The organism is Bradyrhizobium sp. KB893862 SZCCT0404, from assembly GCF_018130885.1.
GTDB classification, from domain to species: domain Bacteria; phylum Pseudomonadota; class Alphaproteobacteria; order Rhizobiales; family Xanthobacteraceae; genus Bradyrhizobium; species Bradyrhizobium stylosanthis.
Genome location: NZ_JAFCLT010000004.1, coordinates 262,487 through 286,592 on the forward strand (window position 1 = coordinate 262,487; position 24,106 = coordinate 286,592).

Annotated in this window: 21 protein-coding genes; 8 read left to right on the forward strand and 13 right to left on the reverse strand. The window is 66.2% G+C overall.

From position 1 onward, the window contains the following. Window positions 1-64: 64 nt before the first annotated feature. Window positions 65-790: a sulfite exporter TauE/SafE family protein gene (locus JQ617_RS19110; RefSeq protein ID WP_212027646.1), complete on the forward strand. Its 726-nt coding sequence runs from the start codon at window positions 65-67 to the stop codon at window positions 788-790. Window positions 791-799: 9 nt separating this feature from the next. Here JQ617_RS19110 and JQ617_RS19115 read toward each other — a convergent pair whose 3' ends face one another. Both JQ617_RS19115 and JQ617_RS19120 read right to left on the reverse strand, forming a co-directional pair. After that, window positions 800-2,848 carry a putative bifunctional diguanylate cyclase/phosphodiesterase gene (locus JQ617_RS19115; protein WP_212027647.1) on the reverse strand — a complete coding sequence of 683 codons (2,049 nt, stop codon included), beginning with the start codon at window positions 2,846-2,848 and terminating at the stop codon, window positions 800-802. A 17-nt stretch (window positions 2,849-2,865) separates the two neighbouring features. Continuing rightward, window positions 2,866-4,023 (reverse strand): ABC transporter substrate-binding protein, encoded by a 1,158-nt coding sequence (locus JQ617_RS19120; RefSeq protein WP_249157249.1) that lies wholly within the window; start codon window positions 4,021-4,023, stop codon window positions 2,866-2,868. Window positions 4,024-4,213: 190 nt separating this feature from the next. Here JQ617_RS19120 and radA point away from each other — a divergent pair, with 190 nt between their 5' ends. From radA to JQ617_RS19150, 6 genes are all read left to right on the forward strand, one after another. Next, on the forward strand, window positions 4,214-5,659 hold the full coding sequence (gene radA, locus JQ617_RS19125) for a DNA repair protein RadA (protein ID WP_212027649.1): 1,446 nt from the start codon (window positions 4,214-4,216) through the stop codon (window positions 5,657-5,659). Window positions 5,660-5,825: 166 nt separating this feature from the next. Further along, window positions 5,826-6,455, forward strand: a complete 630-nt coding sequence (locus JQ617_RS19130; protein WP_011086837.1) for a CvpA family protein — start codon at window positions 5,826-5,828, stop codon at window positions 6,453-6,455. Between the two features lie 45 nt (window positions 6,456-6,500). After that, a complete protein-coding gene (purF, locus tag JQ617_RS19135; protein ID WP_212027650.1) occupies window positions 6,501-8,024 on the forward strand; it encodes an amidophosphoribosyltransferase in 1,524 nt (507 codons plus the stop codon). Window positions 8,025-8,197: 173 nt separating this feature from the next. Then, window positions 8,198-8,938, forward strand: a complete 741-nt coding sequence (locus tag JQ617_RS19140) for an SDR family NAD(P)-dependent oxidoreductase (protein ID WP_212027651.1) — start codon at window positions 8,198-8,200, stop codon at window positions 8,936-8,938. Window positions 8,939-9,044: 106 nt separating this feature from the next. Further along, on the forward strand, window positions 9,045-10,193 hold the full coding sequence (locus JQ617_RS19145) for an NHL repeat-containing protein (RefSeq protein WP_212027652.1): 1,149 nt from the start codon (window positions 9,045-9,047) through the stop codon (window positions 10,191-10,193). Window positions 10,194-10,359: 166 nt separating this feature from the next. Next, a complete protein-coding gene (locus tag JQ617_RS19150; RefSeq protein ID WP_212027653.1) occupies window positions 10,360-11,586 on the forward strand; it encodes an ABC transporter substrate-binding protein in 1,227 nt (408 codons plus the stop codon). Between the two features lie 172 nt (window positions 11,587-11,758). On the opposite strand, the gene JQ617_RS19155 is transcribed toward JQ617_RS19150, so the two are convergent. From JQ617_RS19155 to JQ617_RS19190, 8 genes are all read right to left on the reverse strand, one after another. Further along, on the reverse strand, window positions 11,759-13,015 hold the full coding sequence (locus JQ617_RS19155; protein WP_212027654.1) for a TCR/Tet family MFS transporter: 1,257 nt from the start codon (window positions 13,013-13,015) through the stop codon (window positions 11,759-11,761). After that, the gene (der, locus tag JQ617_RS19160; protein WP_212027655.1) at window positions 13,012-14,394 is read right to left on the reverse strand and encodes a ribosome biogenesis GTPase Der; all 1,383 of its coding nucleotides are present in this window, start codon (window positions 14,392-14,394) and stop codon (window positions 13,012-13,014) included. The genes JQ617_RS19155 and der overlap by 4 nt, the downstream gene beginning before the upstream one ends. A 50-nt stretch (window positions 14,395-14,444) precedes the next feature. Then, the gene (locus JQ617_RS19165; protein WP_063684151.1) at window positions 14,445-14,990 is read right to left on the reverse strand and encodes a hypothetical protein; all 546 of its coding nucleotides are present in this window, start codon (window positions 14,988-14,990) and stop codon (window positions 14,445-14,447) included. A gap of 45 nt (window positions 14,991-15,035) precedes the next feature. Then, window positions 15,036-15,689: a tetratricopeptide repeat protein gene (locus JQ617_RS19170; RefSeq protein WP_212027656.1), complete on the reverse strand. Its 654-nt coding sequence runs from the start codon at window positions 15,687-15,689 to the stop codon at window positions 15,036-15,038. A gap of 168 nt (window positions 15,690-15,857) precedes the next feature. Beyond that, entirely contained in the window at window positions 15,858-17,450 is a 1,593-nt protein-coding gene (locus tag JQ617_RS19175; RefSeq protein WP_212027657.1) for a class I adenylate-forming enzyme family protein, read from the reverse strand. A gap of 71 nt (window positions 17,451-17,521) precedes the next feature. Beyond that, entirely contained in the window at window positions 17,522-18,106 is a 585-nt protein-coding gene (locus tag JQ617_RS19180) for an NnrU family protein (RefSeq protein ID WP_212027658.1), read from the reverse strand. Between the two features lie 229 nt (window positions 18,107-18,335). Beyond that, a complete protein-coding gene (locus JQ617_RS19185; RefSeq protein ID WP_063684159.1) occupies window positions 18,336-18,914 on the reverse strand; it encodes a UCP034077 family protein in 579 nt (192 codons plus the stop codon). 252 nt (window positions 18,915-19,166) lie between these two features. Then, window positions 19,167-20,789: a peptide chain release factor 3 gene (locus JQ617_RS19190; RefSeq protein ID WP_145658971.1), complete on the reverse strand. Its 1,623-nt coding sequence runs from the start codon at window positions 20,787-20,789 to the stop codon at window positions 19,167-19,169. Between the two features lie 159 nt (window positions 20,790-20,948). Here JQ617_RS19190 and sugE point away from each other — a divergent pair, with 159 nt between their 5' ends. Continuing rightward, on the forward strand, window positions 20,949-21,263 hold the full coding sequence (gene sugE / locus JQ617_RS19195) for a quaternary ammonium compound efflux SMR transporter SugE (RefSeq protein ID WP_063684161.1): 315 nt from the start codon (window positions 20,949-20,951) through the stop codon (window positions 21,261-21,263). Here sugE and JQ617_RS19200 read toward each other — a convergent pair. The 3 genes from JQ617_RS19200 to JQ617_RS19210 form a co-directional block, all read right to left on the reverse strand. Beyond that, a complete protein-coding gene (locus tag JQ617_RS19200) occupies window positions 21,256-22,263 on the reverse strand; it encodes an inorganic phosphate transporter (protein WP_063684162.1) in 1,008 nt (335 codons plus the stop codon). The two genes, sugE and JQ617_RS19200, sit on opposite strands and share 8 nt — an antisense overlap. A 72-nt stretch (window positions 22,264-22,335) precedes the next feature. Continuing rightward, the gene (locus JQ617_RS19205) at window positions 22,336-22,980 is read right to left on the reverse strand and encodes a DUF47 domain-containing protein (protein ID WP_063684163.1); all 645 of its coding nucleotides are present in this window, start codon (window positions 22,978-22,980) and stop codon (window positions 22,336-22,338) included. A 157-nt stretch (window positions 22,981-23,137) separates the two neighbouring features. Next, window positions 23,138-24,106 (reverse strand): branched-chain amino acid ABC transporter permease, encoded by a 969-nt coding sequence (locus JQ617_RS19210; RefSeq protein WP_212027659.1) that lies wholly within the window; start codon window positions 24,104-24,106, stop codon window positions 23,138-23,140.

Here is a 24,106-nt window from a genome sequence, read left to right on the forward strand (position 1 = left end):
GCAACTGCATTCGCGCACGACGCCTGCTCCGGCTACACTTGTCCGATTCCCGGAGCCCCTGCCCTTGGCCTTTGTCTTCGTCCTCACCGTCGGCCTGATCGCGGGCACGATTTCCGGCATCGTCGGCACGGGGTCGTCGATCATGCTGATGCCCGTGCTGGTCTATGCCTACGGGCCGAAGGAGGCCGTGCCGATCATGGCGGTCGCCTCGGTGATGGCGAATTTTTCGCGCATTTTGGCGTGGTGGCGCGAGGTCGACTGGCGGGCCTGCGCGGCCTATTCGATCACGGGCATTCCGGCGGCCGCGCTCGGCGCGCGTACCCTGCTGGCGCTGCCCTCGCACGCCGTGGATCTCGCCATCGGCAGCTTCCTGATCGTGATGGTGCCGGTGCGGCACTGGCTGGCCAGGCACGACCTCAAGGCCAATCTCTGGCATCTCGCCGTCGGCGGTGCCGTCATCGGCTATCTCACCGGCATCGTGGTCTCCACCGGCCCGCTCAGCGTGCCGCTGTTTTTGTTTTACGGCCTGTCTAAGGGCGCCTTCCTCGCCACCGAGGCGGCTTCGTCGCTCGGCCTCTATTTCGCGAAGTCGGTGACTTTCGAACGTTTCGGTGCGCTCACCGGCGATGTGTTCGTCAAGGGACTGATCGCGGGTGCTTCGCTGATGTCAGGCGCATTCATCGCCAAGCGCTTCGTGCTGCACCTGAAACCGGACGTGTTCCGCCTCTTGATGGATGCGATCATGATCGCGGCCGGGCTGTCGATGCTCTGGAACGCGGCGCAGCCGTAGTCGCCGCGCTCAGGCGGCGAATTCGGGCGCGATTGACGGGCTTTCCGCAACGACGCGGCTCGCGGGCACAGCCTGCCCTTCGAGCCATTGCAGCACATCCCTGAGCGGCTGCGGCCGATGGTAGAGATAGCCCTGCCCCAGCGTCACGCCCATCTCGCGCATGGCCGCCGCCTGCTCCGCCCGCTCGATGCCTTCGGCGACCAGCGTCAACCCCAGCGTGCCGGCGAGCGATGCGATGACGCCGACGATCGCCTTGTCTTCCGCGCTATCGGGGATCTCGCTGATGAAGGCCTTGTCGATCTTGACCCTGTCGAGCGGGAACCGCCTGAGATGCGCCAGCGAAGAGTAGCCCGTGCCGAAATCGTCGAGCGCGATGGTGGCGCCGAGCCGGCGCAGGCGCTGCAGCGTCTCGGAGGCGCTGGCGATGTTGTTGATCAGCGAGCCCTCGGTGATCTCGAGCTCCAGTGACGAGGCCGCGACGTCGAAGCGCGCGCAGGTCGTGCGCAGCTCGGCGGCAAGCGAATGATCGGCGAGCTCGGACGGCGGCAGGTTGATCGCGATCCTGATGTCCGGCCTGCCGGCGGCGGCCAGATGCTGCAGCGCGCGGCAGGCGTCGGTCAGCACATAGCGCGTCAGCCGTGCATTGTTGCCGCTGCGCTCGACCAGCGGCAGGAATTCGCCGGGACCGATCACGCCATGTTCGGGATGACGCCAGCGGATCAGCGCCTCCAGCCCGACGACGCCCTGGCTCTCGAGGTCGATCTGGCCCTGATACCAGACCTCGAACTGTCCCTCGGCGAAGCCTGCGGGAATGGCCAGCTCGAGATCCCTGCGGCGGCGATAGTCGCGCTGCAGCGCTTCGTCCAGCACCGCGACGGTACCGGGCGCCTTGCTCTTGGCATGGTAGAGCGCGATGTCGGCCAGCGCCGGCAGATGCGACAATTCGGGATCGCCGGCGCGGCGCACGGCAAGGCCGATGCTGGCCCGGGGCGCGACCTGCTTGTCGTGCAGCCGGATCGGCTCGGAAATCGCATCCAGCAGCTCGCGCGCGAAAGCCTGCGCGGCCGCCGCGTTGCTGACCTCGGGGCGGATCACGACGAACTCGTCGCCGCCGAGCCGCGCGACCCAATCCTGCGGCTCGACCGCCTCGCGCAGCCGTTCGGAAATGTGGACCAGGAAGCGGTCGCCGGCGTCGTGGCCGAAGGTGTCGTTGATGCCCTTGAAGTCGTCGAGGTCGATGAAGCAGAAGGCGATCAGGGAGTCCGGCGAGCCGGCATCGCCGCTCAGGGTCACGAGGCGCTCCGACAGCGAGCGCCGGTTGGGCAGGCCCGTGAGCGGATCGTGCGAGGCCATGTGCCCGAGCCGGTCGAGCGCGCCCGAGGTCGTGTGCTGCATGGCGTTGAAAGCCTGCGCGAGCTGACCGAATTCGTTGGCCGAGCTGATCTCGGCCGGATAGGCGCGGCCGTCCTGCTTGCTGCGCTGGATCGCCGACATGATCGCCGCGAGCGGCTTGCCGATGAAGATGTTGGCCGAGATGCGCAGCGCCACCACGGTGGCGAGCGTTGCCAACACGCCGACGACGAGAAGCAGCATCAGCCGGCCGCCGGTGTCGGCATAGACGGGCGCATAGGAATAGGCGATGGCGATGCGTCCGGCCTGCACGGCGATGTTGCCGTTGCTGTACCTGATCGGACGCGAGATTTCCGCGACCTGATCCGAGGGGCGCGCCACCACGCGGGCGATCGCCGCGCCCGTGTCGTCATAGACGGCCGCCGCCGCGATGGTCTCGTCGTGCATGATCTCGTTGAGCACGCCCGTGACCTGGTCGTAGCGCATCTTCCAGAGCGGCTCTGCGATCAGCTCGGCGCGGCTCTCGGCGGTGCGGGCAATGCGGGCATCGAGCTGGCGGATCTGCGACCAGAAGCTCGTGGCCTCGACGCCGGCAGAGGCGAGCAATTGCACCAGCAGCAGCACCGGCACCGTGGCCCAGATCATTCCGCGCACGACCGAACGCAAGCGCCGAGGCGCAGCCTGCGCGTCGCGGTCCGGGGTTATCATTGGCTCCCCCTCAGGCGTCATTCGCCGGCACCGTCAGGACGAGACAGGGAGGAGATGAGCGCATCGAGGGAGAAATCGTATCGGCCGCAGCGCCCCGCCTTGGCCCTGAACCGCGTGAAGTCGATCCGGTCGAAGCGGCGCGTCTTGATGAGGTCGCCCACCGAGGCGAGGTTGTCGCGCGTGATCGCGGATGTCCTGGCCTCGACGCGGGGCGAGGCATCGGCGAAATCGCAGCCGTCGGCGTAGTCGCGGAGCAGGACGATCGACCAGCCGCCGAGCAGGAAGTGCCCGCCGTCGCTCAGCAGCAGGCGGCCGGCCTTGATCTCGCGCAGCGCATCTTCCGACCAGTTGAGCCCGACCACCTCGATGTTGCGGCCCGGCACGAGGCCGGCCGCGGTGATCGCGCGCAGCGCGCCGAGCGCCATCGGATCGTTCCCGGCCCAGACGCCGGCGGGACGGATCTCCTTGCGCGCAGCCCAGCTCAGATAATTCGCGGTGACCTGCTCGGCCTCGGACTGCGTCCAGTTGGCGTACAGCATCCGGTCCACCACCACATCGGGCGCGGCGTCGACCGCAAGCTTGAGGCCGGCGTTGCGCGCGATCGAAGCCGGCGTGATCTCGTCGCCGCCGATGCCGAGAATGTGGATCTTGCCGTCCGGGCTCTGCCATTTCTCGGCCCGCGCCGTGGCGATCAGGGCGTTCGCCATCCGCGCGCCTGCGGTCTGAAGATCGGTCGTGATGTCGCCGAGCCAGGTCGTGAGCTTCGCGCGCGGCGGCCCGAGACGCTTCGCGTCCTCGCCGATCAGCGTGTTCGACAGCAGCAGCGTCTTGACCCCGGCGGCCTCGGCCGCCTCCAGGATCGGAACGGCGGCGGATTCCTCGTTCGAGAGGATGAGGAAGTCGGGCTTGTCGGCGCGTGCCACCACGCCGTACCCGAGCTCCTGCATGATGCGGTAGTTACGCTCGCTGGTCAGCACCTCGACATGCGCATCGAGCTTGCGGCCGGCGGCCTGCATGGTTTGCGCGACCATGTCCCAGTAGACCTCGCCGGTCTTGCCGGGGCTGACAAAGACGATGTTGAGGGCTTTGGCGTCGGCCGCCACGATATGGCCGGGCGGCGCCAGGACGGCGCAAGCCATGCCCGCGGCGAGCAAAATCCGCAAAAATATCGTCATTATTCGCGCCATCCCGTATCGGTTCCGAACCTGGACCCGTGTCCGCTAACATTTGGCAAAGTCCGGCGCGGCGCTGCGACCTAGAGCTAACAAAGGGTGTATCGGCTGCACGGAATCGCGGTGAGCGGCCTCAGGGCCCGCCATTCCGTGGTATCAGCAAACCCCTGAAACCTCCGACTCGACCGAGCCCATGGCCAAGAACACGCTTTCCTTCGTCTGCCAGAACTGCGGCGCGGCCTATAACCGCTGGCAGGGCAAGTGCGAGTCCTGCGGCGAGTGGAATACGCTCGCCGAAGAAGACACCAGCGGCAGCGTGCCGGTCTCGATCCGCTCCAAGCGCAAGGGGCGAACCTTCGCGCTGGAGAGCCTTGCCGGAAAGAGCCCGGATGCGCCGCGGCTGTCGTCGGGCATGACCGAGCTCGACCGCGTCACCGGCGGCGGCTTCGTGCGCGGCTCGGTGCTGCTGGTCGGCGGCGATCCCGGCATCGGCAAGTCGACGCTGCTGACGCAGGCCACCAGCATGATGGCGCGCGCCGGCCACCGCATCGTCTATATCTCCGGCGAAGAGGCGGTCGCCCAGGTACGCCTGCGCGCCGAGCGGCTCGGCCTGTCGGATGCGCCGGTGCAGCTTGCCGCCGAGACCTCGGTCGAGGACATCGTCTCGACGCTGTCCGAGGGCGCAGTCCCGCGCCTGATCGTGATCGACTCGATCCAGACCATGTGGACCGACACGGTGGAATCCGCGCCCGGCACGGTGACGCAGGTGCGGGCCTCGGCGCAGGCGCTGATCCGGTTTGCCAAGAAGACCGGCGCTGCGATCATCCTGGTCGGCCATGTCACCAAGGACGGCCAGATCGCCGGTCCCCGCGTGGTCGAGCACATGGTCGACGCGGTGCTGTCGTTCGAGGGGGAAGGCTCGCAGCAATTCCGCATCCTGCGCGCGGTGAAGAACCGCTTCGGCCCGACCGACGAGATCGGCGTGTTCGAGATGACGGGCCTTGGCCTGCGCGAAGTCACCAATCCGTCCGAGCTGTTCCTGTCCGAGCGCGATCTCGGCACGCCCGGCACCGCAGTCTTTGCGGGCATCGAGGGCACGCGGCCCGTCCTGGTCGAATTGCAGGCTCTGGTGGCCCCGACCTCGCTCGGCACCCCGCGCCGCGCCGTGGTCGGCTGGGATCAGAGCCGGCTCTCGATGGTGCTGGCGGTGCTGGAGGCCCATTGCGGGGTCAAGCTGTCCGGCCACGACGTCTATCTGAACGTCGCCGGCGGCCTGCGCATCCACGAGCCGGCCGCCGACATGGCCGCCGCGGCCGCGCTGGTGTCGTCCCTGGTTAATGCGCAGTTACCCACCGATGCGGTCTATTTCGGCGAGATTTCGCTGTCCGGCGTGATCCGCCCGGTGGCGCAGACCCCGGCCCGGCTCAAGGAAGCGGTCAAGCTCGGCTTCAAGCGCGCCGTGCTGCCCGAATCGGCCCGGGGCGATGCCGGCGGCGACGCCGGACTGTCCCTGAACGCAGTCAACAGCCTGACGACATTGGTGGCCGAAATCGCCGCCAAGGGCTCCCGCCGCGGCGATCAGAGCCCTCCAGCGGAGAAAAATGCCACACCGGCAAGATTCCGCCGTGGAGAGGGTTAGCTGGAGGTGACGTTTCCGGCCCCTACCGCTATACAGCCGTCACAAAAGCAGCATGGGATTGCGTGGTTGCGGCCTTGCCGGGAACGCCGTCTGCCCCTCTTTTAGGGCGGCGGCCAAACACCGATTCGCTGAGCACCTTTGAAGTACGAGCGGACCAGACCAGCCGATGCCAGTAACACTCCTCGACCTGATCCTGCTCGGTGTGATGCTGATCTCGGGCCTGCTCGCGATGGTTCGCGGCTTCATGCGCGAAATCCTGTCGATCGCGGCCTGGGGCGCCGCCGCGATCGTGACGCTGTATTCGTTCTCGAAGCTGCTGCCGACCGCGAAGACCTATTTCAACAACGACACCGTGGCGAGCGTGGTCGTAGTTGCCGGCGTGTTCGTCGGCACCCTCGTCGTGGTCTCCGTGATCACGGTCCGGATCTCGGACATGATCCTGGATTCGCGGATCGGCGCGCTGGACCGCACCCTCGGCTTCCTGTTCGGCCTTGCTCGCGGGCTTTTGATCGTCGTGGTCGCCTTCCTGTTCTTCACCTGGCTGGTGCCGGACAAGCAGCGCCCGGACTGGGTCACGGGGGCCAAGTCCCGCGTGGTGCTCCAGGGAACCGGGGATTGGCTGATGGCCCTCTTGCCTGACGACCCCGAGAACACCATCTTGAAGAGATTCAAGAAAAACAAACCAGATGATGACCAAGCTGATTCCGAGCAGCAGCCTTCGGGCAGTGGCGACGGATACAGTAAACCGGCTCGTGACAGTTTGAAGAAACTGATCGAGAAACCCGCGGCACGTTGACTTGGGCTCTAAAGGACTTGAGCCCTAAAGAGAGGCGCGAACGAGATGCGAAACCCTGACCAGGACGCTGAACTTGATCTCGACGCCAAGGCCGGTTTGGGCCCGTCCGCGCTGGAGCCTCAGGACGACCTGGAAGGGGACACGCTACGCGAGGAATGCGGCGTGTTCGGCATCTACGGTCACCCCGATGCTGCCGCCATCACCGCACTCGGTCTCCACGCCCTTCAGCATCGCGGCCAGGAGGCCGCCGGCATCGTCTCCTACGACGGCAGCCGCTTCCACTCGGAACGCCGCCTCGGTCTCGTCGGCGACACCTTCTCCCGCCGCGAGGTGATCGACCGCCTGCCCGGCAACATGGCCGTCGGCCATGTCCGCTACTCCACCACCGGCGCCACCATCCTGCGCAACGTGCAGCCGCTGTTCGCCGAGCTCAATGCCGGCGGCCTCGCGGTCGCCCACAACGGCAATCTCACCAACGGCCTGACGCTGCGCCGCGAGCTCGTGAAGCACGGCGCCATGATGCAGTCGACCACCGACACCGAGGTGATCCTGCACCTGGTCGCGCGATCCAAGCGTGCCCGTTTCATCGAGCGCTATATCGACGCGCTGCGCGAGATCGAGGGCGCCTATGCGCTGGTCTCGCTGACCAACAAGAAGCTGGTCGGCGCGCGCGATCCGCGCGGCATCCGCCCGCTCGTGCTCGGCGAGCTCGACGGCTGCCCGATCCTGACCTCTGAGACCTGCGCGCTCGACATCATCGGCGCGCGCTTCGTGCGCGACATCGAGCCCGGCGAAGTCATCGTGTTCGACGAGAACGGCCAGGACATCCACAAGCCGTTCCCGCCGATGGCGCCGCGCCCCTGCATCTTCGAATACATCTACTTCTCCCGGCCGGATTCCATCGTCCACGGCCGCTCGGTCTACGAGGTGCGCAAGGCCTTCGGCGCGCAGCTCGCGCGCGAGAGCCACGTGCCGATCGACGTCGTCGTGCCGGTGCCCGATTCCGGCGTGCCCGCCGCGGTCGGCTACAGCCAGTATTCCGGCGTGCCGTTCGAGCTCGGCATCATCCGCAACCATTATGTCGGCCGCACCTTCATCCAGCCGACCCAGGCGATCCGCGAATCCGGCGTGCGCATGAAGCACTCGGCCAACCGCGCCGCGATCGAAGGCAAGCGCATCATCCTGATCGACGACTCGCTGGTGCGCGGCACCACCTCGAAGAAGATCGTGCGCATGATGCGCGACGCCGGCGCCAAGGAAGTCCACTTCCGCCTCGCCTCGCCCCCGATCCTCTATCCTGATTATTACGGCATCGACCTGCCCGATCGCGGCGGCCTGCTGGCCGCGACGCATTCTCTGGAGGAGATGCGCGAGATCATCGGCGCCGACTCGCTCGCCTTCCTCTCGATCGACGGCATGTACCGCGCCATGGGCGAGCCCGGCCGCGACCCCGCCAATCCGAAGTTCTCGGACCACTGCTTCACCGGCGCCTATCCGACCCACCTCACCGACCAGACCCAGACCGAGCAGCAGCCGCGGCAGCTGTCGCTGCTGGCGGAGGCGAGCTGACGGCCAAGCCGTCATCCCGGGGCGCGCACTGCGCGAACTATGGTGCGCAATTGCGCACCTGAGGATCTCGATGTCGTCTTACAATCTCTGGATTCCGGGTTCGATGCTTCGCATCGCCCCGGAATGAACGTTGCGGGGCTTGTGCCGGCCACCCACGCCTGTAAAACCCCGCCATGACAAAACCCCTCACCTCCCGCATCGCTCTCGTCACCGGCGCCTCGCGCGGCATCGGCTACGCCACCGCCATCGCGCTGGCGAAGGCCGGCGCGCATATCGTTGCGACCGCGCGCACGCAGGGCGGGCTCGAGGAGCTCGACGACGAGATCCGCAAAGTCGGCGGCAGCGCTACCCTGGTGCCGCTCAACCTCACCGATTCCGACGGCATCGCGCGGCTGGGCGCCGGCCTGCACGAACGCTACGGCAAGCTCGACATCCTCGTCGGCAATGCCGGCGTGCTCGGCCCCTCCTCGCCGATCGGCCATATCGAGCTGAAGGCCTTCACCGACGTGATGGCCGTGAACGTCTCCGCGAACTTCCAGCTGATCCGCTGCATGGAGCCGCTGCTGAAGCAGTCCGATGCTGGGCGTGCCGTGTTCGTCACCTCGGGCGCCGCCAACAAGGCGACCGCCTATGTCAGCCCCTACGCCGCCTCCAAGGCCGCGCTGGAAACGCTGGCGCGCGCCTGGGCGCAGGAGACCGCGAACACGCCGTTGCGCGTCAATCTGTTCAACCCCGGCCCGATCCGAACCCGCATGCGTGCGACGCTGATGCCGGGCGAAGACCCCGCGACGCTCGACACGCCCGAGCAGGTCGCCGAGTTCATCGTGCCGCTCTGCTGCCCCGACTGGACCGAGACCGGCAAGTTCTACGACTACAAGACCCGCAGCCTGATGAGCTTCCGCTCGCCAGCGTAACTGCCTTGCCTGATTGCCTTGCCTGATTGACTCGGGTGCCTCCCCGCGATTGACTGCCGCTGCTCAAGCGGCAGCAAGCCGCAAGCCAACAAAATGGGAGGTTGCCATGGCGCCATGGCCTGATCGCGCAAGGTTTTCGCGTGCACTCGCAAACGTCTCTCACGTCTTCTCCATCCTGATCGCGGCCATCGCATTCGCGCTTCCGGGCGCAGCGAGCGCCGGCGACGTCCCGACTTTCGCAGTCGATTCCTCCTGGCCAAAGCAACTGCCGAACAACTGGATCCTCGGCCAGGTCGGCGGCATCACCGTCGACTGGCAGGGCCATATCTGGGTGATCCATCGCCCCCGTTCGCTCACCGACGACGAGAAAGGCGCGAGCCTCAATCCGCCGCGCTCGAAATGCTGCGTGTCGGCCCCGCCCGTGCTCGAATTCGACAGCGACGGCAATTTGCTGCGCTCATGGGGTGGTCCCGGCGAAGGCTATGAATGGGTCGGCCGCGAGCACGGCATCGAGGTCGACGAGCGCGGCTTCGTCTGGGTCGGCGGCAACGCCGACAACGACAACGCGATCCTGAAGTTCACGCTCGACGGCAAGTTCGTCGCCCAGATCGGCAAGATCGCGCCGAGCCTCGGCAGCAACGACACGACGCAGCTCGGCAAGCCCGCGGAGACTGCGATCGACAAGGCGGCGAACGAAATCTACGTCGCCGACGGCTATGGCAACCGCCGCGTCATCGTGTTCGATGCGACGACGCTCGCCTACAAGCGGCACTGGGGTGCCTACGGCAACAAGCCCAACGACGACAAGCAAGGTCCCTACGATCCCAAGGCGCCGGTGTCGCAGCAATTCGGCAACCCGGTCCACTGCGTGAAGCTCGCCAATGACGGTCTCGTCTATGTCTGCGACCGCATCAACAACCGCATCCAGGTGTTCAAGAAGGACGGCAGCTTCGTGAAGGAGTTCTTCTTCGAGAAGAACACGCTCGGCAACGGTGCGGTGTGGGACATCGCGATCTGGCCCGATCCGAAGCAGACGTACCTGCTCAGCGCCGACGGCGAGAACAACGAGATCAGGATCATCAAGCGCGACGACGGCAGCGTGGTCGGCAGCTTCGGGCACAACGGCCGCAACGCCGGGCAGTTCCACTGGGTGCACGCCATGGCGATCGACGCCAAGGGTAACGTCTATACCGCCGAGGTCGATACCGGAAAGCGCATCCAGAAATTCAAGCTGACGTCGGACGCGCTCAAATAGCGTCTCAACGCATTTTGCCCAAAAGTTAACCGACGGATGACGCTACGACGCAGCGTCATCCGGCTTTAGATGCATTGCCGACAGCCGTGGGACACGGTAGAGCCATCAACGGAACAAGGCTCCGCAAGAGAGCTGTCCGCATATTTGACAATGGAGGAAACCTTTTATGACGACGACGTTCGCGCGCCGCTCCGCGGCCCTTCTGGCCTGTGCCGCTTTCGGTTTTGCCACATCCGCCTACGCCCAGGACAAGACCGTCACGATCGGCGTGCTCAACGACATGTCCAGCCTCTACGCCGATATCGGCGGTCCCGGCTCCGTGTTGGCGGTCAAGATGGCCGTGGAGGATTCCGGACTGGCTGCCAAGGGCTGGAAGATCGAGGTCGTCAGTGGCGATCACCAGAACAAGCCGGACGTCGGCGTCAACATCGCCCGGCAATGGATCGACACCCAGAAGGTGGACATGATCACCGACACGCCGAACTCCGGCGTCGCGCTGGCGGTCAGCAACGTCGCCAAGGAAAAGAACGCCGTCCTGCTCAACAATGGCGGCGCCAGCGCCGATCTCACCGGCAAGGCCTGCAACGCCAACACCATCTCCTACACCTACGACACCTACATGCTCGCCAACGGCACCGGCAAGGCACTGACCAAGGCGGGCGGCGACACCTGGTTCTTCCTGACCGCCGACTACGCCTTCGGCGCGGCGCTCGAGCGTGACACCAGTGCGGTCGTCACTGCGAGCGGCGGCAAGGTGCTCGGCGGCGTCAAGCATCCGCTCAACACCTCGGACTTCTCGTCGTTCCTGCTCCAGGCCCAGAACTCCAAGGCCAAGATCGTCGGTCTCGCCAATGCCGGCGGCGACACCACCAACTCGATCAAGCAGGCGGCCGAATTCGGCATCGTCGAGGGCGGCCAGAAGCTCGCAGCCCTCCTGCTCTTCATCAACGACGTTCACTCGCTCGGCCTGAAGACGGCGCATGGCCTGACCTTCACCGAGTCCTTTTACTGGGATCTGAACGACAGCACCCGCGCCTGGTCCAAGCGTTTCCAGGAAAAGATGACCAACAAGGCGATGCCGTCGATGACGCAGGCGGGCAACTATGCCGGCGTGCTGCATTACCTGAAGGCGCTCGAGGCCCTCGGCGGCAACCCCCATGACGGCGCAAAGGTCGTCGCCAAGATGAAGGAAATCCCGACCGACGACCCGCTGTTCGGCAAGGGCCCGCTGCGCGAGGACGGCCGCCGCATCATCCCGGCCTATCTCTTCGAGGTGAAGAAGCCCGAGGAATCGAAGGGCCCGTGGGACTACTACAAGAAGATCGCCACCATCTCTGCGGAAGACGCGGCCAAGCCGCTCAAGGACAGCGATTGCCCGCTGGTGAAGAAGTAAGCGCGTAGCGGCTTCACACCGACTCAAGCGCGTGATGCCCGGGCTTGGCCCGGGCATTTGCGTTCTGGGCTCAGGAAACAGGTGTCGTAGGGTGGGCAAAGCGAAGCGTGCCCACCATTTCTTCGTGTCATGGACAGATCGTGGGCACGGCGCTCACGCGCCTTTGCCCACCCTACGAGGCCGTCCTTGTGGCCGCGAGCGCCCGCAGCGCAATCGCCACGCATATCACCATCAGCACCGCCGCGAGCAGGAACGGTGCGCCGGGCAGATGCAGCGGCGCGCCGGCGCTGATGAAATATGAAAAGGTCAGCGTGAACAGGAACGGGCCGACGAGCTGCGACACGCTCTGCACGCTCGCGGTTGCGCCCTGCAACTGGCCCTGCTGATCGGGCGCGACCAGCCGCGTCATCAGCGATTGCATGGCGGCGCCCGAGATGCCCCACAGCGACATCACGGGAATGCCGATCCAGAACAGCGGCCCGGTCGGCGCGGCCCCGAAGATCACGAAGCCGATCGCGCCACAACACAGGCCAAGCACCAGGGCCTTGCGTTCGCCGAGCACGCGCACGATCGGGCCGATGGCGAGCCCCTGCACCACCATGGCGCAGATGCCGACCATCGCGAGCGTCAGTCCGACCGTCTTGGAATCCCAGCCGTAGCGATAGGTGGCATAGAGCACGAAGGTCGAGGGCAGCACGACATGCGCGACCTGCGCGATGAAGTTGACGATCGAGAGCCCGGCCAGCACCGCGTTGCTGCGGAGCAGACGCAGTGCGCCGATTGGATGGGCGCTGGCCCAGCGGAACGGCGCACGCCTCTCCTGCGCCAGCGATTCCGGCAGCACGAACAATCCATACAGCGCATTGGCGAAGCTCAGGCCTGCCGCTGCCCAGAACGGCAGGCGCGGATCGATGTCGCCCAAAAGGCCGCCGAGCGCCGGGCCCAGGATGAATCCGGCGCCGAAGGCTGCGCCGATCCTGCCGAAGATCGCCGCACGCCGCTCCGGCGGCGTGATGTCGGCGATATAGGCAAAGGCGGTCGAGATGCTGGCGGAGGTGATGCCGGAGATGACGCGGCCGATGAACAGCCAGACGAGGGACGGCGCCAACGCCATCAGCACGTAGTCGGCGGCGAGCCCGAAATTCGACAGCAGCACCACCGGCCGCCGTCCGAAGCGATCCGACAGCGCACCGAGCACCGGCGAGAACACGAACTGCATCAGCGCCCAGGCAGTCCCGAACAGGCCGAAGATACGGGCCGCGTGCGCGGTGTCGTTGTCGACGAAGCCCTCGATCAGCTTCGGCAGCACCGGCATGATGACGCCGAGCGCGACCATGTCGAGCAGGATCGTAACGAAGATGAAGGCGACCGCGCCGCGCCGGACCGGCGCAGCGCCCTGCGCCACCGCCTCGCCGGCGCCGTCGCTCACGACGGCCGCTTGCGCTTGTGGGCGAAGGGATTAGCCTTCTCGCGCAGGGTGATGCGCACCGGCGTGCCCGGCAGGTCGAACGTCTCGCGCATCGAATTGGTCAGATAGCGCAAGTAAGACTGCGGCACTGCATCCGCCCGCGAGCAGAAGAGAACAAAACTCGGCGGACGCGCCTTGTTCTGCGTGATGTAGTTCAGCTTCAGCCTGCGGCCGGACACCGCCGGCGGCGGATTGGCCTGGATCGCCTGCTCGAACCAGCGATTGAGCGCGGAGGTCGGGACGCGCCTGTTCCAGACCGCGTAGGCGTCCTGGATCGCCTGCATCAGGCGGTCGATGCCCTCGCCCATCAGGCCCGACACGGCGACGATCGGCACGCCCTTGACCTGCGGCAGCCAGTGATCGGCGTCGCGGCGCAGGTTCGAGATCGCGCCGCCGCCCTTGGTCTCCATCAGGTCCCATTTGTTGGCGGCGAGCACGATCGCCCGGCCCTCGCGCTCGATCAGGTCGGCGATGCGCAGGTCCTGCTCCTCGAAGCGGTTCTGCGTGTCCATCATCAGCACGACGACTTCGGCAAAGCGCACCGCGCGCAGCGCGTCGGCGACCGAGAGCTTTTCCAGCTTCTCCTCGATGCGCGAGCGCCGGCGCAGGCCCGCGGTATCGAACACGCGGAAATCGCGGCCCTTCCACTTGATCTCGACCGCGATGGAATCGCGCGTGGTGCCGGCCTCGGGGCTGGTCAGCAGGCGCTCCTCGCCGAGCAGATGGTTGATCAGCGTCGACTTGCCGGCATTGGGCCGGCCGACGATGGCGACCCGGATCGGGCGCGTCGCCGCCTCTTCCTCGGTCAGCGGCGCGTCGTCCTCATCCTCGTCGTCCTCGACGGGCTCCGGCATCAAGGGGGCGAGCGCATCGTAGAGCTCGCCCATGCCCTCGCCGTGCTCGGCCGAGATCTGGATGGGATCGCCGAGGCCGAGCGCAAAGGATTCCATCGCGCCGATGTCGCCATGCTTGCCTTCGCTCTTGTTGGCGACCAGCAGCACCGGCTTGTTGGCCTTGCGGGCGAAATCGGCGAAGGCGCGATCGTTTGGCGTCAGGCCCGCGCGTGCATCAATCACGAAGAACAGCGCGTCGGCCTGCGCGATCGCGGTCTCCGTCTGCTCCTGCATGCGCGCGGTCAGGGAGCCCCTGGGGCCCTCGTCGAGGCCGGCGGTGTCGATGATTGTGAATTCGAGATCGCCGAGCCTGGCCTCACCCTCGCGGCGGTCGCGGGTGACGCCCGGCAGGTCATCGACGAGTGCGAGCTTCTGCCCAACCAGTCGGTTGAACAGCGTCGATTTGCCGACATTGGGCCGGCCGATGATGGCGATCGTGAAGGACATCGGTCATTCGTGCGCTGCGGAGGCCGCGCCTGTCAATCTGGTGGAAAAAATCAGCGCGAGAAGCCGCCGCTCGGCAGCGGCGCCGGGAAAGCGCCCTGCGATTGCTGCTGCGTGGTCTGGGTCGGTTGCGCCTGCTGGACCGGCTGGTCCGGCGGCGGCGCGGTGGTACGCCTGCGTACGATCTTCTGCTTGGGCGCGGGAGCCGCCGTGGGCGGCGCGGCCTCGGGCTGAGCCTCGCCATCGACCTCGCCGGCGGGGGCTTCAGCCGGTGCTGCCGCAGCGGCCGGCTGCTTGGTCTTCTTCGCCTTGGCACCCTTGGCCGGGTGTGCCGGCTCGGGCGGCGGCTCGGCGGGAAGCGCCGCGACGGCAGGCGTATTCGGATCCGGCTGCTGCGCGCCCTTGTACATCTCCCTCGGGACACCCTGCTCCAGGCCCGGCACCCCCTCGGGGAAGACCGGCTTGCGGTCGCCCGGCAGCTTCTTCTTGGTGTCGAGGAAGTCGAGCATGTCGCTTGGATCGAAGCTGGAGCAGCCGCCCAGCACGCCCGTGAAGGCGATCAGGACGGCGGCTGCGATCAAGCGTGGCGTACGGCGCATATCGTGTCTCGTTCAGCGTCAGAGAGCCCGAAGGTCAGCTCTTGGTCAGCTTTTGGCAACGGGCGGCAGCAAAGCGGCGAGCGCCTCGGCGCGCGAGCGCAGGCCGGGCGGTGTCTCGCCGTCCTCGGCGATCGCGTCGAGCCATTTGCGGGCCGCGGTCGTGTCGTTGTTGCGCCAGGCCGAGAGCGCCAGCAGCTCGCGGGCGGTATGGCGGAACGTCGATTTGGGAGCGGCGGAGGCTTCCAGCCGCTGCAGCAGGTCGGCATAGGACGCGCTGTCGACCAGGAGGCCGGCGGCGCGGATCCTGGCCAGATCCTGCCACTCGCCACCCACGCTGCGGTCGGCGGCCAAGTCGTCATACAGCTTGGCAGCCGCCTTGGGGTCGCGGCTGGCGGCCTCGGCCGCAGCGCGCAGCCGCGCCAGCGTGCGATAGCCGGAGGGAGCCTTGGCGGCGAGGTCGGTGAAGGCCGTCTCGGCCTCCGCGTGCTTGCCCTGCTCGGACAGCTCGACGGCCTTCTCGAATGCGGCGCCGGCCTCGGCGGCCTTCTTGGCCTCGAAATATTGGTAGCCGCGCCAGCCGCCGACGGCGGCCACGATCAGCACCATCAGGGCGATGAAGTAGATCGAATACTTGTCCCACAGTTTCTTGAACTGTTCGCGACGTACTTCCTCGTCGACTTCGTCAAATAATTCAGACACTTATGCTAATCCCATGCCCGTCCGGGTGCGCGCGCCAAGGCGTCCGCGTCAGGAATCCCGTCCCCCGTGTGGCGGCGAGGTACCCTAACGATATGGCGCTGGCAAGGCAAAGCGAGCCCGATCAAGGCGTTAACGACCCGGCAGAAGCCCGGGGGCCGCCTGCCAGGCTCAGGTTCCCAGCAGCTCCCGCAACTGCCGCTTCAGCACCTTGCCGTTGGCGTTGCGCGGCAGCGGCTCCGATGTGATCGCCATGGTCTCGGGGACCTTGTAGTCGGACAGGCGCTCGGCGCACCACGCCCGCAGATCGGTGTCGGCAACGGGTGCGCGCGTCACCACCACGGCATGGACGCGCTCGCCCAGCACCGGGCAGGCTTTGGCGATGATCGCGCTCTCGATCACGGCGGGATGGCCCGCGAGCACGGATTCGACCTCGGCCGAATAGATCTTCAGGCCGCCGCGATTGATCATGTCCTTCTGCCGGTCGAACACGCGGACGAAGCCTTGCGCGTCCACCGAGCCGAGATCGCCGGAGTGCCAGAAGCCGCCGGTGAAGCTTTCGGCGGTGGCCTTCGGGTTGTTCCAATAGCCCTTGATGACGGAGGCGCTCTGGATCCAGAGCTCGCCGATCTCGCCAGGGGCAAGCTCCTGCCCGTCCGCTCCCACCGCCATGATGCGCGCGCCGGGACACGACAGGCCGACGCTGTCGATATGGCTCGCGGTCAACTCACCCGGCATGATCGTCGAGGGCGACGTCGTCTCGGTCGCGCCGTAGCAGTTCGCAAGCTTCAGGCCGGGGATCGTCGCCTTGAGCCGCTCGATGGTGGCGACCGGCATCGGCGCGCCGCCGAAGCCACCGATACGCCAGCTCGACAGGTCGTAGCTGTCGAAATCGGGCTGCAGCAGGCAGAGATTGTACATCGCCGGTACCATCACGGTGTAGGTGACGCGCTCGCGCGCGGCGAGCTTGAGATACTCGGCGGCCTTGAATTCCGGCATGATGATCAGCGCGCCGGCACAGCGGACCATGGTGGTGATGTTGGCGACGACGCCGGTGACATGGCCGAGCGGCACGGCCGCGATCGAACGGTCGGCCTCGGTCAATTGCAGGCAGGACACGAACACCATCGAGGAGTGGACGATGTTGCAATGGGCCAGCATCGCGCCCTTCGGCTTGCCCGTCGTGCCTGATGTGTAGAGGATCATCGCGGTGTCTTCCTCGCACGTCTCGACCGGCGCGGAAGCCGGCGCGTGATCTGCGAGCACGGCGAAGCGCGAGCGTTGCGGATCGTCGTCGACGGCGATGCGGTGGACGAGGTCCGGAACGTCAGTCGCCTCGGGCAGGCGCTCGGCGAGCGCCGCTTCGTGGATCAGGATCTTCGCACCGCAATCGGCGAGGACATAGGCGATCTCGGGCTTCTGCTGGCGCGTGCTCAGCAGCACCGTGACGAGGCCCTCATGTGCGGCGGCGAACAGCAGCAGCGGAAATTCGATGCGGTTGCCGAGCAGGATCGCAACGCGATCGCCGCGCTGCAGGCCGAGCTTGCGAAAGCCCGCAGCGATCCGCGCGGCCTGCTCCACCGCCTGACGCCAGCCCAGCCGGGCATTGCCTGCGATCAGCGCTTCGCCCTCGGGGTTGCGGGCGCAGGCGTCCGCGATCATCGCCCAGAGACTCGCGGGCCGGTCGGAGAACGCCGGGACCACGCGATCGCCGAAGCGTGCCTCGAGGCGCATCGGCGGAATCTGAGATTGCGACCAGTCCATCGGAATGCCTCGGCTTCTTGCTCTTGTTACTTTCCGCGCACGGACATGGTGAGCCGTCTTGCGCCGATCAGCTAGACTCCCACGACGGGAACCCCGATCACGACGGGATGAAACGCAAAGGCCAGCGCCAGATAGGCGACGACGCCGACCGCAACCGCGATCAAATCGTTGGTGACGCCGCCCACCGGGATGGGCGGACCGCCGCCGTCGGTGCGATGCTTCAGCGAGATGCGGTCATACACGGCCCAGCCCAGGAACGAGCCGAACAGGATGATGGAGCCGAGGTCGCCGTTGGCGAGCAGATGCGCCGCCGCCCACAGCTTGATGCCGGCCAGCATCGGGTGTTTCAGCGTCGCATAGATGCGGCCGCGCAAATAGGAGGCCACCACCAGGATGACGGCGGGCAGCATCAAGGCGAGCGTGATGTGCTTGAGCGCCTTGGGCGGATACCAGACATCGATCCAGCCGGAGCTGCGATAATGAACAAAGCCCCAGATGATCAGCGCCAGCCCCGCCAGCGAGACCGCGGAGTAGAGGAGCTTGTAGGTCCCCTCGCCCAGCCGCGCGATCGCATCCGCGCGCGCCTTTCGTTTCGTCGTGAAAACATGGGCCGCAAAGAACAGCACCAGCCCCAGGATCATGACCAGCAGACCCACGACATCCTCCCCGCAAAGCAGCCCCTGCCTCTGGGGTATCATCGATTGGCTGCGGGTCGCAACTCCATCCCCTCATCCTGAGGAGCGCGTTCTTCTCGCGCGTCTCGAAGGATGACGGCCGGTCCGCAAGACGCGGGCCTGCATGGTTCTCCCGGCGATGCAAAGCGTCGTCCGGAGACGCGCGCAAAAGCGCGCTCCTCACCATGAGGGAACAGAGGAGCCCGCGCAGCTACTTGCCCAAATCCCTGTTGTCGACGTAGCGGATCGCGATCGGCCGCCCGGCCAATGCGCCGCCGAGACCGCCAGTGAATTTCAGCGGCAGGCAGGCTTTCAGCGACGAATTGATCGCATTGAGATAGGTGGTCCGGATGTCTGCCGGCACGCCCGAGGTTGCATAGGTCAGGCGTGGCGGTCCGATCAGGCCGCCCGCCTTGTTGAAGCTGAAGCGCACCGACATCTGCATGCCCGCCCGCGCATTGTCAGACGGTGGCGACCAGCAGCTGCGCAGCTCGGCGAAGAGGTCGCCGATCGTGTCGAGGTCATGATCCGGCCTCTGATATTTGGCGCGATCGGCCTCCGACGGAACGCTCTCGATCGTGAGCTGGAGATTCTGGCCGTACGGGTAGTCCATCTCGGGAATGCAGGGACCGGGCTCGAGCGGGCTGCAATAGGACGGCGTGCAGGGCCGGCCATCGAGCACGCTGCACGGCTCGTGCGAAAATGGAATCGGATTGATCTGCCGGCGCTGCGCGTCGGCGGCGATAGTTGATACCGCCAGCAGGATGAAAACGAGAAGGCCGCGCCACATGATGCGAGCTCGCAAGGTCACTTCAGGGAACGTGGCACTGCCTCGAACAAGATCAAGCCTGCGATCGTTCACATGCTTGCGTTCAGCCCCGCTGTCGTCGCCCGTCCGGCCTGGCCGGGCGACCCAGTATTCCGTGACGGTTGCGATTGAATCGACGGGCTGCGGCGTACCGGATGCCCCGCCCCCCGTGCGCAATTGCGCACTAGGCGGGGCATGACGGCTGAGGGCGGCGACGCGCGGAGAACGCCCCGCCTACCCCTTCTTCTTGACGTCCTTGACGTTGGTGAACTCGATGCCCTCGGCACGTTCCCTGGTGTAGCCGAGATAGAACTCGTTTCGCGCCAGATACACGGGATCGCCGTCGACGTCGTCGGCGATGCTCGACGTGTTGGCAGCGAGGAAGGTGTCGAGCTTCTTGCGATCCTCCGACGAGACCCAGCGCGCCAGCTGGAATTCGCTGACCTCGAACTCGACCGGCAGCGAGTATTCGGCGTCGAGGCGCGCCTTCAGCACGTCGAGCTGCAGCGCGCCGACCACGCCGACCAGCGCCGGGGCACCGTCGCGCGGGCGGAACACCTGCACGACGCCCTCTTCCGACATCTGCTGCAGCGCTTCCTTCAGCTTCTTCGCCTTCATCGCGTCGGTGAGACGCACGCGGCGGACGATTTCCGGCGCAAAGCTCGGCACGCCGACGAAGGTAAAATCCTCGCCCTCGGTCAGCGTGTCGCCGATGCGCAGCGTGCCGTGGTTGGGAATGCCGACGACGTCGCCGGCGAAGGCCTCGTCCGCGACCGAGCGGTCCTGCGCGAAGAAGAATTGCGGGCTCGACAGCGGCATGCTCTTGCCGGTGCGCACGAGCTTGGCCTTCATGCCGCGGCTGAGCTTGCCGGAGCAGAGGCGCGCAAACGCGATGCGATCGCGGTGGTTCGGATCCATATTGGCCTGGATCTTGAACACGAAGGCGCTCATGCGTGGATCGGTGGCCTCGACCTTGCGCTGGTCGCTGTCCTGCGCGCGCGGCTCGGGCGCGAACTTGCCGAGGCCTTCGAGCAAATCGCCGACGCCGAAATTGCGCAGCGCGCTGCCGAAATAGACCGGCGTCAGGTGCCCCTCGCGGAACGCGCCGAGCTCGAACGGCTTTGACGCTGCGGTGACGAGCTCGAGCTCGTCCTTCACGGCGGACGCGTCGAGATTGGCGTTGAGCTTGGCGAGCTCCGCGATCTCGATCTGCTGGGCTGCGCCGGTCTTGGCGCCGCCGCCTTCGAGCAGGCGGACGCCGCCGTTGATCACGTCATAGGTGCCGAGGAAGTCGCGGCCGCGGCCGACCGGCCAGGTCATCGGCGTGGTGTCGAGCGCCAGCGTCTTCTCGATCTCGTCGAGCAGCTCGAACACGTCGCGGCTCTCGCGGTCCATCTTGTTGATGAAGGTGATGATCGGGATGTCGCGCAGGCGGCATACCTCGAACAGCTTGCGGGTGCGCGCCTCGATGCCCTTGGCGGCGTCGATCACCATCACGGCGGAATCGACGGCCGTGAGCGTGCGGTAGGTGTCTTCCGAGAAGTCCTCGTGGCCCGGCGTGTCCAGGAGGTTGAAGACCAGCCCCTCGAACTCGAAGGTCATGACCGAGGTCACGACCGAGATGCCGCGCTCGCGCTCGATCTTCATCCAGTCCGAACGCGTGTTGCGCCGCTCGCCCTTGGCCTTGACCTGACCGGCGAGGTTGATGGCGCCGCCGAACAGCAGCAGCTTCTCGGTCAGCGTGGTCTTGCCGGCGTCGGGGTGGGAGATGATCGCAAAGGTCCGCCGCCGCGCCACTTCCGTGGCAAGCGGGGAACGGGCCGGCGATTCGGCTGCGGTGGTGGCGATGTCGGACATGGCGGGAGCGTTTGGCAGGGAAAATGGGCCTGATCAAGCCTCATTTGGTGATTGCGGAGCCCCTCGGCCAGCCCCATATCGCCCAACGGGAGGGACGGCCCTCCTCTCCACCAGCATATCTGCCCGCGGGGACGACCCTGCCTTGAATGGAGGGCCGTCATGGCCTGGAGCATCCTGTTCGTCGCCGGTCTTCTCGAGATCACCTGGGCGATCGGCCTGAAATACACCGAGGGTTTTAGCCGGCTTGTTCCCTCGGTGATCACGCTGGCGGCCATGGCCGGCAGCGTCATCCTGCTCGGGATCGCGCTCAAATCGCTGCCGGTCGGGACCGCCTATGCGGTCTGGACCGGGATCGGGGCGGTCGGGACCGCAACGCTGGGCATCTTCCTGTTCGGCGAGCCGGCCACCGCGTTCCGCCTCGCCAGCATCGGACTGATCGTCGCGGGCATCGCCGGGCTGAAATTCGTCACCTGACGAAAATCTGGACCGCCCACCAGGTCAGCGCCGCCACGATCGCCGAGGCCGGGATCGTGATCACCCAGGCATAGACGATCGAGCTCGCCACGTTCCAGCGCACCGCCGAGACGCGGCGGGCGGCGCCGACGCCGACGATGGCGCCGGTGATGGTGTGGGTGGTCGAGACGGGAACCCCGAGGAAGGTGGCCATGAACAGGGTCGCCGCGCCCCCGGTCTCGGCGCAAAAACCCTGCATCGGCGTCAGCTTGGTGATGCGCAGGCCCATGGTGCGCACGATGCGCCAGCCGCCCATCAGCGTGCCCAGCGCCATCGCCGCCTGGCACGACAGCACGACCCAGAACGGCACCGAGAATTCGCCGCCGAGATGGCCCTGCGAATAGAGCAGCACGGCGATGATGCCCATGGTCTTCTGCGCGTCGTTACCGCCATGGCCGAGCGAATAGAGCGAGGCGGAGGCGAATTGCAGGATGCGGAAGGCGCGATCCACGGCAAAGGGCGTCGAGCGCACCGAGAGCCACGACACGATGGCCACCAGCATCATCGCCAGCAGGAAGCCCACCAGCGGCGACAGCACGATCGCCAGCACCGCCTTCGACAGGCCGCTCCACACCGCCGCCGAAATGCCCGCCTTGGCCATGCCGCCGCCGACGAGGCCGCCGATCAGCGCATGCGAGGACGACGAGGGAATGCCGAGCGCCCAGGTCACGAGGTTCCAGACGATCGCACCGACGAGCGCCGCGAAGATCACTTGCGCATCGACAACGGCGGGATCGATGATGCCGGTGCCGATGGTCTGGGCGACGTGCAGGCCGAACACCATGAAGGCGATGAAATTGAAGAACGCGGCCCAGAACACCGCGAATTGCGGCCGCAGCACGCGGGTCGAGACGATGGTCGCGATCGAATTGGCGGCGTCGTGCAGGCCGTTCAGGAAGTCGAACAGCAGCGCGACGGCGATCAAGCCGACCAGGACGGGAAGACCCAACGCAGCATCCACGGCGCGGCCCTGCCCTTAAACTTTGCGCATGATCTGAGCGGAAAACCGCTGCACACTTTTCCGGATCATGCGCTAGACCTGCTCGATGACGATGCTGTTGATCTCGTTCGCCACGTCGTCGAAGCGGTCGGCGACCTTCTCGAGGTGGTCGTAGATCTCGACGCCGACGATGAAGTCCATCGCGCTGCCGTCGCGATGCTTGAGGAACAGCTCCTTCAGCCCGATGTCGTGGAGATCGTCGACGCGGCCCTCGAGCTTGCCAAGCTCTTCCGTGATCGCGGTCAGCATGGCGACGTTCTTGCCGATCTCCTGCATCAGGGGCAGCGCCCGGCCGACCAGATTGGCGCATTCGATCAGCAGCCCGCCGATCTCGCGCATCGGCGGCTCGAAGGCGCGGACCTCGAACAGCATCACCGCCTTGGCGGTCTGCTGCATCTGGTCGATGGCGTCGTCGAGCGAGGTGATCAGGTTCTTGATGTCGCCGCGGTCGAACGGGGTGATGAAGGTGCGGCGCACCGCCGTCAGCACCTCGCGGGTGATGTTGTCGGCATCGTTCTCGAACTGGTTGACGCGCTGGCAATAGACCGGCGTCTCCTCACCCCCGTTCAGCATGCCCTGAAGTGCGACCGCGCCCTGGATCACGGTCTGGGCATGGCGGTCGAACAGGTCGAAGAACCGTTCTTCCTTGGGCAGGAAAGCGCGAAACCATCGCATCATGGGGAAAGGCTACCGGTTGGAAAATGGTCTGGCCCGGACGGGCTGTCATCAAACTGTCATAGACCATTTTCGATCCGCGCGCGTGTCATCTCCCGCGCGCGGAGCCGGATCATCCACCGCTTTCACGCACCAATGAAATTGGTGCAATATCAATGATTTACAGCGATCGCCGGAAGTAATGGGCGATTTCGCCGATGACGCCGCGGCGGAAGGTGAGCACGCAGACCACGAAGATCGAGCCCTGGATCACCGTCACCCACTGGCCGAAGCCGGCCAGGTATTGCTGCATGGCGATGATCACGAAGGCGCCCACCACGGGGCCGAAGACGGTACCGAGACCGCCGACCAGCGTCATCAGCACGACCTCGCCCGACATCGACCAGTGCACGTCGGTGAGCGAGGCATTCTGCGCCACGAACACCTTCAGCGATCCGGCAAAGCCGGCCAGCGTGCCCGACAGCACGAAGGCCAGGAACTTGTACTGGTCGGTCCGGTAGCCCAGCGAGATGGCGCGCTGCTCGTTCTCGCGGATCGACTTCAGCACTTCGCCGAACGGCGAATTGATGATGCGGAAGATCAGCAGGAAGCCGGCGAGGAAGCCGACGAGCACGACGTAGTAAAGTATCGTCGGCTTGGAGAGATCGAGGACGCCGAACATGCGTCCCTGCGGAATGCCCTGGATGCCGTCCTCGCCGTGGGTGAACGGTGCCTGGAGGTAGATGAAGTACAGGAGCTGCGACAGCGCCAGCGTGATCATCGAGAAATAGATGCCCTGGCGGCGGATCGAGATGTAGCCGGTGATGATCGAGAGCCCGAACGCGGCAACGACGCCGACGAGGATGCCCAGCTCCGGCGGCAGCGCCCACACCTTCAGGGCATGCGCGCTGCAATAGCCCGCGGTCCCCAGGAACATCGCGTGGCCGAACGACAGCAGGCCGCCATAGCCGATCAGAAGATTGAAGGCGCAGGCAAGCAGCGCGAAGCACAGCGCCTGCATCACGAAGAACGGATAGACGCCCGTGAATGGCACCGAGGCCAGCAGCAGCGCCATCAACACGAATACGATCATCTCGTCGCGCACCGCGCGCGGGGTCGCAGGCAGCGTATCGTCTGTCAGGGTTGTCAT

Bases quoted from the DNA above. Each gene is read 5' to 3' on its own strand.
- JQ617_RS19205 (WP_063684163.1), bottom strand. From the start codon at position 22,980: ATGATGCGATGGTTTCGCGCTTTCCTGCCCAAGGAAGAACGGTTCTTC.
- JQ617_RS19185 (WP_063684159.1), bottom strand. From the start codon at position 18,914: ATGTGGCGCGGCCTTCTCGTTTTCATCCTGCTGGCGGTATCAACTATC.
- JQ617_RS19145 (WP_212027652.1), top strand. From the start codon at position 9,045: ATGGCGCCATGGCCTGATCGCGCAAGGTTTTCGCGTGCACTCGCAAAC.
- JQ617_RS19120 (WP_249157249.1), bottom strand. From the start codon at position 4,023: ATGACGATATTTTTGCGGATTTTGCTCGCCGCGGGCATGGCTTGCGCC.
- radA (WP_212027649.1), top strand. From the start codon at position 4,214: ATGGCCAAGAACACGCTTTCCTTCGTCTGCCAGAACTGCGGCGCGGCC.
- JQ617_RS19150 (WP_212027653.1), top strand. From the start codon at position 10,360: ATGACGACGACGTTCGCGCGCCGCTCCGCGGCCCTTCTGGCCTGTGCC.
- sugE (WP_063684161.1), top strand. From the start codon at position 20,949: ATGGCCTGGAGCATCCTGTTCGTCGCCGGTCTTCTCGAGATCACCTGG.
- purF (WP_212027650.1), top strand. From the start codon at position 6,501: ATGCGAAACCCTGACCAGGACGCTGAACTTGATCTCGACGCCAAGGCC.
- JQ617_RS19210 (WP_212027659.1), bottom strand. From the start codon at position 24,106: ATGACAACCCTGACAGACGATACGCTGCCTGCGACCCCGCGCGCGGTG.
- JQ617_RS19140 (WP_212027651.1), top strand. From the start codon at position 8,198: ATGACAAAACCCCTCACCTCCCGCATCGCTCTCGTCACCGGCGCCTCG.
- JQ617_RS19165 (WP_063684151.1), bottom strand. From the start codon at position 14,990: ATGCGCCGTACGCCACGCTTGATCGCAGCCGCCGTCCTGATCGCCTTC.
- der (WP_212027655.1), bottom strand. From the start codon at position 14,394: ATGTCCTTCACGATCGCCATCATCGGCCGGCCCAATGTCGGCAAATCG.
- JQ617_RS19175 (WP_212027657.1), bottom strand. From the start codon at position 17,450: ATGGACTGGTCGCAATCTCAGATTCCGCCGATGCGCCTCGAGGCACGC.
- JQ617_RS19130 (WP_011086837.1), top strand. From the start codon at position 5,826: ATGCCAGTAACACTCCTCGACCTGATCCTGCTCGGTGTGATGCTGATC.
- JQ617_RS19190 (WP_145658971.1), bottom strand. From the start codon at position 20,789: ATGTCCGACATCGCCACCACCGCAGCCGAATCGCCGGCCCGTTCCCCG.
- JQ617_RS19115 (WP_212027647.1), bottom strand. From the start codon at position 2,848: ATGATAACCCCGGACCGCGACGCGCAGGCTGCGCCTCGGCGCTTGCGT.